The organism is Frigoribacterium sp. CFBP9030 (genome assembly GCF_034045195.1).
Lineage (GTDB): Bacteria > Actinomycetota > Actinomycetes > Actinomycetales > Microbacteriaceae > Frigoribacterium.
The window spans coordinates 168,966-180,951 of the sequence record NZ_JAXCWG010000002.1 but is presented as its reverse complement, the minus strand read 5'-3'; the positions used below and the strand labels follow the sequence as shown (position 1 = coordinate 180,951).

Sequence of the window (11,986 nt, the reverse complement as noted above, 5' to 3'; positions counted from 1 at the left end):
TCAGCGTACTGGGAGCAGGGGCCTCCCCTGTCGAGGGGAGGAACCGGCGGCGCGGGTCAGGGGCGTCGGATGCGTGCCGCCACGGCCTCGCCGTGCGCGGGCAGGAGCTCGGCGCGCGACAGGGCGACGAGGCGGTCGGCGACGACGGCCAGGGCCGACTCGTCGTAGCGGACGATCTGCTGCGGACGCAGGAACGTGTAGGCGCCCAGACCCGACGAGAATCGCGCCTGCCCGCCGGTAGGGAGGACGTGGTTCGAGCCCGCGAGGTAGTCGCCGAGACTGACCGGCGTGCTGCTCCCGACGAAGACGGCGCCCGCGCTCGTGATCGACCGCAGCACGGACTCGTCGTCGCGGGTCTGGATCTCGAGGTGCTCGGGGCCGTAGGCGTTGCTGAAGGCGACGGCGGCCGTCATGTCGTCGACGATGACGAGGGCCGACTGCCGCCCGGCGAGTGCCACCCGGACCCTCTCGGCGCTCATCGTCAGGGGCACCAGACGCTCGAGCTCGCGCTGCACCTCGTCGACGAGGTCGGCGGAGTCGGTGACGAGGACGGCGGCGGCCTCCTCGTCGTGCTCGGCCTGACTGATGAGGTCGACGGCGACGAGCACAGGGTCGGCCGAGCCGTCGGCGATGACGAGGATCTCGGTGGCGCCGGCGACGGCGTCGATCCCGACGTGGCCGCGGACGATCTGCTTGGCCGCCGCGACGAAGTTGTTGCCCGGCCCGGTGATGACCTGGACCGGCTCGAGGCCGATCTCGGGAACGCCGTAGGCCAACGCGCCGATCGACCCCGCCCCGCCCATGGCGTAGACCTCGTCGACGCCGAGCAGCCCTGCGGCGCCGAGGATGACCGGGTGGACCCCGCCGCCGAACTCGCGCTGGGCGGGACTCACCACCGCGATCGACTCGACGCCCGCGACCTGGGCCGGCACGACGTTCATGACGACGCTCGAGGGGTAGACGGCCTTGCCGCCGGGCACGTACACGCCGGCGCGGGTCACGGGCTGCCAGCGCTGCTCGATGACGGCGCCGTCGGCGGGCCGGGTCACCGTGCCCGCCGGGATCTGCGCCCGACTGCCCTCGGTGACGCGGGCGATGGACTCCTCGAGCGCCTCGCGCACGAGCGGATCGAGCCCCGCGACGGCGGCGGCGATCTCGTCGGCCGACACCCGGAACGTCTCGGTGCGGACGCCGTCGAAGCGCTCGGCCTGATCGCGCAGCGCGTCGGCGCCCCGTTCTCGGACATCGGCGACGAGGCGCGCCGCGGCCTCCGAGGCGGTGCTGACGTCCGCCCGCGCACGGGGTACGAGGTCGAGGAGGTCGGCGTGGGTAGGGTGTGTTCCGCGGAGGTCTGTGGTCTGGATCATGACCGCCCCAGCCTAGTCATGGTGCCGCCTCGAGGTCCTGAGGGCACCGCCGGAGACGACGCTCGAAGCCGAGGAGGCGCACCCCTGTCATGACGGAGCCCCAGCAGGCGGACCCCCGCCCCGCCCAATCGCCGGGCGAGGACGTCCTCGCCTTCCGCGAGGCCTTCCGCCGCCACGCCGCCGGGGTCGCCATCGTGACGACCCGCGCGTCCGACGGGAGCCCGGTGGGTTTCACCGCCACCTCCCTGGCCTCTCTGGCCGCGAGTCCCCCGTTGGCGACCTTCAACATGGCCCGCACGGCCAGCTCCTGGCGTGCGGTGTCCGAGGTCGAGGATGTGATCGTGCATCTGCTCGGCGCGCGGAACGAGCAGGCTGCTCGGCGCATGGCGGGGCCGGCGGCGATGCGCTTCGCGGACGACGACGACTGGCTCGTGGGGCCCGGTGGACTCCCACTGATGCGGGGCGTCACGGCCTGGTTCAGCGGTCGCATCGTCGAGCGACTCCCTGTCGAGGGCAACGCCGTCGTCGTGGTCCGTGTCGAAGGCGGCGGAACGGGTCTCGACGACGACGCCCTGCTCTACCACGACCGCCGATACCTCACACCCGGCCGGCCGGTCGACCAGTAGGACCGGGCCACCGTTCGACCGACCGACCGGTGGCCCGGTTCAGACCAGGCAGCCCGGGCCGAGCAGGCTCTTCAGCTCGCCGAACAGGTCGGCCGTGATGTCGACCGGCATGGGGATCTCGAAGGTGCGCGCGTTGTCGCCCTTGAGCAGACGGAGGCGCACCTCCGTGCCCCCGGAGTGGCGCCCGAGCACCGCGGCCAGCTCCGTCACCGTGTCGGTGGTCGCACGGTACTCGGGCATCTGCAGCACGAGGGGCCCGTGGTTGACGCCGGCGCCGAGATCGGGGCTGAACATGCTGACCGCGTGAAGGTTCATGCCGTCGTCGCGGAGGCTGACCCGGCCTTTGAGGACGATGATGGAGTCGCCGACGAGCGTCGGGCCGAACTCCTGATAGGTCTTGCCCAGGAACATCGCGGTGATCTCACCGCCGAAGTCCTCGACGGTGATGATGCCGTACGGGTTGCCGCTGTTGCGCGCGACCCGGTGCTGCACGCTCGTGATCAGCCCCGCGATGGTGACGGTCTCGCCGTCCATCGAGGCGTCGCTCGCCAGAAGATCCGTGACCGTCGTCTGGGCGTGCTTCGCCAAGGGCAGCTCGAGCCCGGCCAACGGGTGGTCCGACACGTAGAGACCCAGCATGTCGCGCTCGAAGGCGAGCTTGTCGCGCTTCGACCACTCCGGTCGCTCGGGCACCTGCTGCACGTCGGCCGGCTCGTCCCACAGGCTGTCGAAGTCGAAGCCGACCTGGCCGTTCGCCTCGGCGCGCTTCTCGCTGACCGCCGCCTCGACCGCCGACTCGTGGACCTCGACCAGCGCCCGTCGAGTCGAGCCCAGGGTGTCGAAGGCTCCGGCCTTGACCAGCGACTCGACCGTGCGCTTGTTCGTCACCGGCAGCGGCACCTTGCGCAGGAAGTCGTGGAACGTGGTGAACGCGCCCTCCTTCTGGCGGGCGGCGATGATGTGATCGACGACGTTGAACCCCACGTTGCGCACGGCGCCCATGCCGAAGCGGATGTCATCGCCGACGGCGGCGAAGAACCCGATCGACTCGTTGACGTCCGGTGGTAGCACCTTGATGCCCATCCGCCGGCACTCGTTCAGATAGAGACCGAGCTTGTCGCGCGAGTCGCCGACGCTCGTCAGCAGCGCGGCCATGTACTCGGCGGGGTAGTGCGCCTTCAGATAGGCCGTCCAGTACGAGACGACGCCGTAGGCCGCCGAGTGCGCCTTGTTGAACGCGTAGTCGGAGAACGGCAGCAGGATGTCCCAGATCTTCTGCACGGCCTCCGGCGAGTAGCCGTTGTCGGCCATGCCCTGCGAGAAGCCCGCGAACTGCTTGTCCAGTTCGGACTTCTTCTTCTTGCCCATCGCGCGCCGCAGGATGTCGGCCTGACCGAGCGAGAAGCCGGCGAGCTTCTGCGCGACGCTCATCACCTGCTCCTGGTAGATGATCAGACCGTAGGTGCCGCCGAGGACCTCGGACAGGGGCTCTTCCAGCTCGGGGTGGATGGCCGTGATCTCTTGCAGCCCGTTCTTGCGAAGGGCGTAGTTCGTGTGCGAGTTCGCACCCATGGGTCCCGGTCGGTACAGCGCGATGACGGCCGAGATGTCCTCGAAGTTGTCGGGCTTCATCAGGCGGAGCAGACCGCGCATCGGCCCGCCGTCGAGCTGGAAGACGCCCAGGGTGTCGCCCGAGGCGAGGAGCTCGTAGGCGCCGGCGTCGTCGAGCTCGAGGTCTTCGAGCACCAGGTCGAAGTCGCGGTTCGTCTTGATGTTGTCGAGGGCGTCGTTGATGATCGTGAGGTTCCGCAACCCCAGGAAGTCCATCTTGATCAGACCGAGCGACTCGCAGGCGGGGTAGTCGAACTGCGTGACGATCTGACCGTCCTGCTCGCGCTTCATGATGGGGATGATGTCGAGCAGCGGATCGCTCGACATGATGACACCGGCGGCGTGGACGCCCCACTGCCGCTTCAGGCCCTCGAGTCCGAGTGCCGTGTCGAAGACCGTGCGCGCCTCCGGATCGGACTCCACGACCGCACGGATGTCGCCCGCTTCTTTGTACCGGTCGTGCTGCTTGTCGAAGATGCCGGTGAGCGGGATGTCCTTGCCCATGATGGCCGGAGGCATGGCCTTCGTGAGCTTCTCGCCCATCCCGAACGGGAATCCCAGCACCCGCGAGCTGTCTTTCAGCGCCTGCTTGGCCTTGATGGTGCCGTACGTGACGATCTGCGCCACCCGCTCGTCGCCGTACTTCTCGGTGACGTACTGGATGACCTCGCCCCGGCGACGGTCGTCGAAGTCGACGTCGAAGTCGGGCATCGAGACGCGGTCGGGGTTGAGGAACCGCTCGAAGATGAGGCCGTGCCGCAGCGGGTCGAGGTCGGTGATGCGCATGGCGTAGGCCGCCATCGAACCGGCGCCCGAGCCTCGACCCGGCCCGACGCGGATGCCGTTCTCCTTCGACCAGTTGATGAAGTCGGCGACGACGAGGAAGTACCCGGGGAACCCCATGCCGGCGATGACGCCGATCTCGTACTCCGCCTGCTTGCGGACGTCGTCGGGGATCCCGTTCGGGTAGCGGTAGACGAGGCCCTTCTCGACCTCTTTGATGAACCAGGTCTCTTCCGTCTCACCCTCGGGCACGGGGTAGCGCGGCATGTAGTTCGCGGAGGTGTTGAACTGCACGTCGCATCGCTCGGCGATGAGCAGCGTGTTGTCGCAGGCCTCGGGGTGGTCGCGGAACAGGTGACGCATCTGCTGGGCGGTCTTGAGGTAGAACTCGTCGGCGTCGAACTTGAAGCGGTTCGGGTCGTTCAGCGTCGAGCCGGACTGCACGCACAGCAGCGCCGCATGACTCGTCGCATCGTGCTCGTGGGTGTAGTGCAGGTCGTTCGTCGCCACGAGGGGCAGATCGAGGTCTTTCGCCAGTCTGAGCAGATCGCCCATGATCCGCCGCTCGATGCCGAGACCGTGGTCCATGATCTCGGCGAAGTAGTTCTCACGCCCGAAGATGTCGCGGAAGTCGGAGGCGGCCTTGACGGCCTCGTCGTACTGACCCAGTCGAAGGCGGGTCTGCACCTCGCCGCTCGGGCAGCCCGTGGTGGCGATCAGCCCCTTGCCGTACTGGGACAGCAGCTCGCGGTCCATGCGGGGCTTGAAGTAGTACCCCTCGAGCGACGCCCTCGACGACAACCGGAAGAGGTTGTGCATGCCCCCGGTGTTCTCGGCCAGCAGGGTCATGTGCGTGTACGCGCCGGCGCCCGAGACGTCGTCACGACCGCCGTCGCCCCAGCGCACCCGCGTCTTGTCGCTGCGGTGCGTGCCGGGTGTGATGTAGGCCTCGGTGCCGATGATCGGCTTCACGCCGGCGTCGGTCGCGGACTTCCAGAATTCGAAGGCGCCGAACACGTTGCCGTGGTCGGTGACCGCCACGGCGGGCATGCCCTGCGCGGCGGCCTCCGTGACCAGCGGTGTGACCCTCGCGGCACCGTCGAGCATCGAGTACTCGCTGTGGACGTGCAGGTGGACGAATGAGTCGTTGCTCGAGGCCAAGAGGCTCCCCGTCTGATGGTGGATCTGACTGCTGGAGGAACAGCCTAACTCTCACCGAGGACATCGAGCGCGTGTCGAAGATCGGCGGGATGGTCGGACCGGTAGACGACCTGCTCGCCCGTGCCCGGGTGCCGGAATCCGAGACTCACGGCGTGCAGCCACTGCCGGGTCAGCCCGAGCTTGGCGGACAGCGTCGGGTCGGCCCCGTACGTCGTGTCGCCCACGCAGGGGTGGCGCTGCGCCGACATGTGCACGCGGATCTGGTGCGTCCGCCCGGTCTCGAGATGGATCTCGAGCAGGGAGGCCGAGGGGAAGGCCTCGACGGTCTCGTAGTGCGTGACGGAGGGCTTCCCGTCGACGACGACGGCGAACTTCCAGTCCGACGACGGATGACGGCCGATCGGAGCGTCGATCGTCCCGGTCAGGGGATCGGGGTGCCCCTGCACGACGGCGTTGTAGATCTTGTCGACCGTCCGCTCGCGGAAGGCCTGCTTCAGCACGGTGTAGGCGCGCTCCGTCTTGGCTACCACCATGAGACCGCTGGTGCCCACGTCGAGTCGGTGGACGATCCCCGCCCGTTCGGCGGCGCCCGAGGTCGCGATGGCGAAACCCGCGGCCGCGAGACCGCCGAGCACGGTCGGACCCGTCCAGCCGACGGACGGATGGGCGGCGACCCCCACGGGCTTGTCGACCACGACGATCTCGTCGTCGTCGTGGACGATGCCCATGCCGGGCACGTCGAGTGCGACGATCGAGGGGCCCTCTCTCGGGGTCCACTCGACCTCGAGCCATGAGCCCGCCTCGAGCCGGTCGGACTTGCCGACCGTTCGGGAGTCGACGGTCACGCCTCCGGCGCTCACGACCTCGACGGCGAACGTCCGGCTGAAGCCGAGCAGCTTGGCCAGGGCCGCATCGACCCTCTCGCCTGCCAGACCGTCGGGCACGGGCAGCGAACGGTACTCGCTCACGAGCGGTCCACCGGGGCGTCGACAGGAGGCGCGGTGCCGGTCGACGCGGCGTCCTCCGCCTCGCGATCGAGCTCGCGCTGTCTCTTCTTCGAGAGCACACGGGTGCCGTCGAGGTTGACCCCGAGGAGGGTCAGCAGCAGCAGCAGGCCCATGCTCGACACGATGAAGATGTCGGCGACGTTGAAGATGGCCGGCAGGAGGTCCGGGAAGTACAGGAAGTCGATCACGTGCCCCATGCCGAACGACGGTTCGCGGAAGAGACGGTCGGTGAGGTTGCCGAGCGTGCCGCCGAGGAGCATGCCGAGCATGACGGCCCAGGCGCTCGAGCGGATGCGACGGGCGAAGACGATGATCGCCACGACGACCGCCGCGGCGGCGAGGGAGAAGATCCAGGTGGAACCGCTGGCGAGAGAGAACGCCGCGCCCGGGTTCTTGACGAAGTGGAGCTGGAAGAAGGTGCCGACGACGTCGATTGTGCTGCCCTCGGTCATCGTCGTGGTCACGAGGTGCTTGGTGAGCTGGTCTGCCGCGTAGACGCAGACAGCGACGAAGGCCAGCGCCGCCAGGAGGCGGACGCTGACCTTCGTCGAGGGGGTGTCGGGTGCCAAGACCTTAGTTGGACCCGAAGCCCTGCGCGCTGGCGGGAGCGACCGGCTGGTTCTCGCCGGTCGACTCTCCGTCGAGCTCGCGCAGCTGACCCTCGATGTAGCTCTTGAGCTTCTGACGGTAGTCGCGCTCGAACGTGCGGAGGTCGTCGATGCGACGCTCGAGTCCCGTGCGCTCGGTGGCGAGCTTCTCGAGGGTCTCGCGCTTCTCGGCCTCGGCCGTCTGGACGACGTCGCGGGCTCGGGTCTCGGCGTCGGAGACGAGCTCGCGCTTCTTGGCCTCGCCCTCGGCGACGACGCGTGCCGCGGTGGAGTGACCCTCGGCGATCAGCGCGTCGCGCTTCTCGACGCCCTCGCGGACGTGCTCTTCGTGCAGGCGGCGAGCCAGCTGCAGGAGGTTGTTGGTGCTCTCGGTCTCGTCGGCCGACGGACCGACGTAGGCCGGCGCGGCGGGTGCGACGACCGCGGCGACAGCAGGCTCGGGGGCCGGTGCGGGCTCGGGTGCGGGGACCGAGGCCGGAGTCGGCGCGACAGGCGCTGCGACGGCGGAGACCGGAGCAGGCGCCTGGCCCTCGTCGTCGCGGGACTCGCCCGAGTCGAGACGCTGACGCAGCTCGTCGTTCTCCTGGTTGAGGCGACGAAGTTCTGCGACCACCTCGTCGAGGAAGTCGTCGACCTCGTCTTGGTCGTAGCCCTCGCGGAACTTCGTCGGCTGGAACCGCTTGTTGACTACGTCTTCAGGCGTCAAAGCCATTGCCGTCACCTCGTGAATCTCGTGGATCGATTGATCGTGGTCTCAGTCGATCGTGGTCTGTACCGGTCGCCGTGTGGCGTGACCGACGTATGGGTCGTGCTGTCGCATGGGTCCTGCTGTGGTGCCGCGAGACGCCGGGACGGAGTCTCGGAGCCGGTCGGGGCACCCGACGTTCATGTATACCGTAGCGAACATCAGAGATGCGGGTGCAGCGACGCGGCGTGCCGCCGTCAGCGGAGGTAGGACGTCACGCTCATGAGGATGATGACGGCGAGCATGATCAGACTCCAGCCGAAGTCCAGGGCGACCGAGCCGAGTCGCACCGGCGGCAGCACCTTCCGCACCGCCCTGATGGGCGGGTCGGTCACGGTGTAGGTCACCTCGGCGAGCACGAGGACCGGGCCGCGAGGTCGCCACCCGCGGCTGAACGACTGAGCCAGGTCGAGGACGAAGCGAGCCCACATCATCAGGAAGAACAGGAGCAGCAGGTAGTAGGCGATCGTGGCGATCAGAGAAACGATCATCGGGGTGTCATCAGCTCACACGAGTCGGCGCGGTCGTACCGCGTTCAGAGAGGACGGCGTGGCGGCGGCGCCTCGACCCGTCAGGACTGGGCGAAGAAGGACGCCTCGATGTCGGACTCTACCTCAGCCTGCTCGCCGCTGACGGCGATGTGCGCGGGCGAGAGCAGGAACACCTTGTTGGTGACGCGCTCGATCTTGCCGTACAGCCCCTGCGAGAGGCCGCTCGCGAAGTCGACGAGACGACGGGCGTCGGCCTCGGTCATCTGCGAGAGGTTGATGATGACGGGGATCCCGTCGCGGAAGCTCTCGGCGATCGCCTGGGCGTCCTTGTACTCGCGCGGGTGGACCGTGAGGATCTCGTTCATGTCGTGAGGCACCGTGTTCTTCGTCGTGGTGGTGGTCGAGGCGCGACGCAGGGGCGTCACGGGAGCGCGAGGTGCGGTGGGAGCCGGTGCGGCCACCGGGGCGACCGGAGCCACGGGCGACGTCGCCGCGGCGGAGGGCTGGCGGGCGGGCTGCGTCGGAGCGGCAGCGGCGGGCGTCTGCTCGTCGTACTCGAGTTCTTCGTCGGCGAGGCCCAGGTAGACCATCGTCTTGCGCAGCGGGTTGGCCATGTGTTTCCTCCGGATCGTGGACGTCTCCCCCGACATTAACGAGCAGGCGGCCGCATTCCCGTGATTGCCGTGCCGATTCGTAGGTGTGTCGCGCCTTCCGCGACGGCCTCGGCGAAGTCGCCGGACATCCCCGCCGAGATGTCGCCGGCCTCGGGCGCGATCGAACGCACCCGGTCGGAGATGACCCGGAGGCGCGCGAAGGCCGGTCGCGCCGGCTCGTCGAGCGGGGCCACGGCCATGACGCCGCGCAGCCGCAGGCCGGGCGTCGACACGATGCGTTCGGCCAGAGCCTCGACGTCGGCGGGTGCGACACCGCCGCGACCCGGATCGTCGGTGAGGTTGACCTGGACGAACCCGTCGACGAGGGCGCCGTCGTCGGCGGCCAGCGCGTCGACGACGCTCGCCCGGTCGAGCGAGTGGACCGCCGCGGCGTAGCGACGGGCCTGACGCGCCTTCTTGGACTGCAGCTGCCCGACGAAGTGCCAGCGGAGACCCTCGAGACCGGAGAGGTCCGCCGCCTTGACCTGCGCCTCCTGGTGGCGGTTCTCACCGACGTCTCGGACCCCGAGGTCGTAGAGCCTCGAGACGAGCTCCGCCGGATGGAACTTCGTGACGACGATCGTCGTGACCTCGTCGGGCCGACGACCGGCGGCCCGGACGGCATCGCCGACGTCGGCGGCGACCCGGGCGAGGCGAACCTCGAGGTCACCGCCGACGGCGGGTTCGACCGACACCTCTACTTGAGGAAGTCGGGCACGTCGAGGTCGTCGTCTCCGTCGTCGAAGACGGGGTCGGCGGCCTGGGTGGACGCGGTGTCGTCGGGGCGCTTCCAGGACGGCGTGTCGTGCGACGCACCGCTGTCGGCGATGGCGGAGACGCCGGCGACGGACGCCGACGCGGGAGCCTCGGACTCGACGAAGCTCGAGCGGCGCTCCTTCGTCTTGGTGGAGGGCTCTCCGCCGTCGAAGCCCGCGGCGATGACCGTGACCCGGACCTCGTCGCCCAGGGTGTCGTCGATGACGGCGCCGAAGATGATGTTCGCCTCGGCGTGCACGGCCTCCTGGACCAGGCGGGCCGCGTCGTTGATCTCGAAGATTCCGAGGTTCGAACCGCCCTGGATGGAGAGCAGCACGCCGTGGGCGCCGTCGATGCTCGCCTCGAGCAGCGGGGACGCGACGGCCAGCTCAGCCGCCTTGATCGCACGGTCGGCGCCGCGCGACGAGCCGATGCCCATCAGCGCCGAGCCGGCTCCCTGCATGACCGACTTGACGTCGGCGAAGTCGAGGTTGATGAGACCGGGGGTCGTGATGAGGTCGGTGATGCCCTGGACGCCGGCGAGCAGCACCTGGTCGGCCGTGCCGAACGCCTCGACCATGCTGATGCCGCGTTCGCTGATCTCGAGCAGACGGTCGTTGGGGACGACGATGAGGGTGTCGACCTCGTCCTTCAGCGCGGCGACCCCGGCCTCGGCCTGCGCCTGGCGGCGCTTGCCCTCGAAGCCGAAGGGCTTCGTGACGACGCCGATGGTGAGTGCGCCGATCGACTTCGCGATGCGCGCGACGACCGGGGCGCCGCCCGTGCCGGTGCCGCCACCCTCACCCGCCGTGACGAAGACCATGTCGGCGCCTGCGAGGGCCTCTTCGATCTCTTCCGCGTGGTCCTCCGCCGCGCGGCGACCCACCTCGGGGTCGGCGCCCGCACCGAGACCGCGGGTCAGCTCGCGTCCGACGTCGAGCTTCACGTCGGCGTCGCTGAGCAGGAGCGCCTGGGCGTCGGTGTTGATCGCGATGAACTCGACTCCGCGGAGCCCGAGTTCGATCATGCGGTTGACGGCGTTGACGCCACCGCCGCCGACACCGACGACCTTGATCACGGCTAGGTAGTTATGGTTCGTTGTCACGTCCGGGCCTCCGCTGAAACCTTAACTCGTAAGTTGAAGGTTAAGGTTGTACATGGTATGCAAGTTATGCAGTCACAAGGTATGTGCCGCGACCGGGACCCGACAACATCGTGGCAGGCGTGTCGCGAACGGCATGATCAGATGGGTCGGATGATGCCGTTGTCGGGCGCCGAGACGTCGTACTCGACCGAGGCGGAGGCGTCTCTCGAAGCCTGATCGGCCATCAGACCGGCGAGGACCTCCGCCTTGCGGTCGGAGTGCTCGTCGCTCCCCCAGACGACCCGCTGACCGGTGGTGAGGGTCAACGTCACATCGTCGGCCGTCGACGCCGTCACCCGGTCCACCGTCGATCGGAGGGCGGCGGGCAGGGCCAGCAGCACCTCCGTCGACGCACGGAAGGCCGTGCCGTCGAGCGGGGCCCCGGCGACGTCGACGAGGGGCACGCCCTCCTGACGCGCGTCGAGGCGCTGCACGACGATGCCCGCCGGGTCGACGAGCTCGAACGCGTCGCCGTCCGCCACCGTCGCGATGGGTTGACGCTCGGTGATGCGGATCACCAGGGTGTGGGGAGGCGCGGTCTCGGTCACGTAGCTGGCGATCAGCGGGAACGCCTCCAGCTCGCGCGTGATTCGGTCGAAGTCGATGCGGGCCAGAGGCGTACCCAGCTGGTCGTCGACGGCCGCCTGCACCGCGGCCGCGTCGACCCGGTCGGTGCCGTCGACCGTGATCGTCTGCAACGAGAGGAGGGGCGAGAAGACGGCGACGCCGACGGATGCTCCGAGCAGTGCGGCCACGACCGCGACCGAGGTCCAGGTCGCCCGACGGTGCCTCGACCGACGGGTGAAGCGGCGGACCTCGAGACGCTCCACGCGCCTCCTCTGCCGGGACGCACGCCGACTCGCCCGCCGGGCGTCGGACGCTCGACGACGCGCCTCGTCGCGCGACGTGTCGCGCGTCGGCAGGCTCACGGGCTCCGACGGCTCGCTCTTCGTCGGCCGCGGTCCATCCGCTGCGCTGTCACCGTCGCCGCCCGACGGTCGACGGTCGGACATCGAGGCCGATGCCGATGCCGA

General features: G+C 69.2%; 11 protein-coding genes. 1 reads left to right on the top strand and 10 read right to left on the bottom strand.

Features of this window, described 5'->3' with window-relative positions:
- Window positions 1–56: 56 nt before the first annotated feature.
- The gene (gene hisD, locus SOM13_RS03015; RefSeq protein WP_243213983.1) at window positions 57–1,367 is read right to left on the bottom strand and encodes a histidinol dehydrogenase; all 1,311 of its coding nucleotides are present in this window, start codon (window positions 1,365–1,367) and stop codon (window positions 57–59) included.
- A gap of 89 nt (window positions 1,368–1,456) precedes the next feature.
- Between hisD and SOM13_RS03010 the strand changes: the two genes are divergently transcribed.
- Complete coding sequence (locus SOM13_RS03010) at window positions 1,457–1,993, top strand: flavin reductase family protein (RefSeq protein WP_320477231.1); 537 nt, start codon at window positions 1,457–1,459, stop codon at window positions 1,991–1,993.
- Window positions 1,994–2,032: 39 nt separating this feature from the next.
- On the opposite strand, the gene dnaE is transcribed toward SOM13_RS03010, so the two are convergent.
- The 9 genes from dnaE to SOM13_RS02965 form a co-directional block, all read right to left on the bottom strand.
- On the bottom strand, window positions 2,033–5,494 hold the full coding sequence (dnaE, locus tag SOM13_RS03005) for a DNA polymerase III subunit alpha (RefSeq protein ID WP_192060601.1): 3,462 nt from the start codon (window positions 5,492–5,494) through the stop codon (window positions 2,033–2,035).
- 98 nt (window positions 5,495–5,592) lie between these two features.
- Entirely contained in the window at window positions 5,593–6,516 is a 924-nt protein-coding gene (locus tag SOM13_RS03000) for an RluA family pseudouridine synthase (protein WP_192060437.1), read from the bottom strand.
- Window positions 6,513–7,124, bottom strand: a complete 612-nt coding sequence (lspA, locus tag SOM13_RS02995; RefSeq protein WP_243213981.1) for a signal peptidase II — start codon at window positions 7,122–7,124, stop codon at window positions 6,513–6,515. The genes SOM13_RS03000 and lspA overlap by 4 nt, the downstream gene beginning before the upstream one ends.
- A gap of 4 nt (window positions 7,125–7,128) precedes the next feature.
- Window positions 7,129–7,875: a DivIVA domain-containing protein gene (locus tag SOM13_RS02990; RefSeq protein ID WP_192060438.1), complete on the bottom strand. Its 747-nt coding sequence runs from the start codon at window positions 7,873–7,875 to the stop codon at window positions 7,129–7,131.
- A gap of 230 nt (window positions 7,876–8,105) precedes the next feature.
- On the bottom strand, window positions 8,106–8,399 hold the full coding sequence (locus SOM13_RS02985) for a YggT family protein (RefSeq protein WP_192060439.1): 294 nt from the start codon (window positions 8,397–8,399) through the stop codon (window positions 8,106–8,108).
- 80 nt (window positions 8,400–8,479) lie between these two features.
- Window positions 8,480–9,013 carry a cell division protein SepF gene (locus SOM13_RS02980; RefSeq protein ID WP_192060440.1) on the bottom strand — a complete coding sequence of 178 codons (534 nt, stop codon included), beginning with the start codon at window positions 9,011–9,013 and terminating at the stop codon, window positions 8,480–8,482.
- Between the two features lie 35 nt (window positions 9,014–9,048).
- Window positions 9,049–9,747, bottom strand: coding sequence for a YggS family pyridoxal phosphate-dependent enzyme (locus tag SOM13_RS02975; protein ID WP_243213980.1), 699 nt, complete (start codon window positions 9,745–9,747; stop codon window positions 9,049–9,051).
- Window positions 9,748–9,749: 2 nt separating this feature from the next.
- On the bottom strand, window positions 9,750–10,913 hold the full coding sequence (ftsZ, locus tag SOM13_RS02970) for a cell division protein FtsZ (protein ID WP_320478879.1): 1,164 nt from the start codon (window positions 10,911–10,913) through the stop codon (window positions 9,750–9,752).
- Window positions 10,914–11,050: 137 nt separating this feature from the next.
- Window positions 11,051–11,782: an FtsQ-type POTRA domain-containing protein gene (locus SOM13_RS02965; RefSeq protein WP_243213979.1), complete on the bottom strand. Its 732-nt coding sequence runs from the start codon at window positions 11,780–11,782 to the stop codon at window positions 11,051–11,053.
- Window positions 11,783–11,986: the final 204 nt, after the last annotated feature.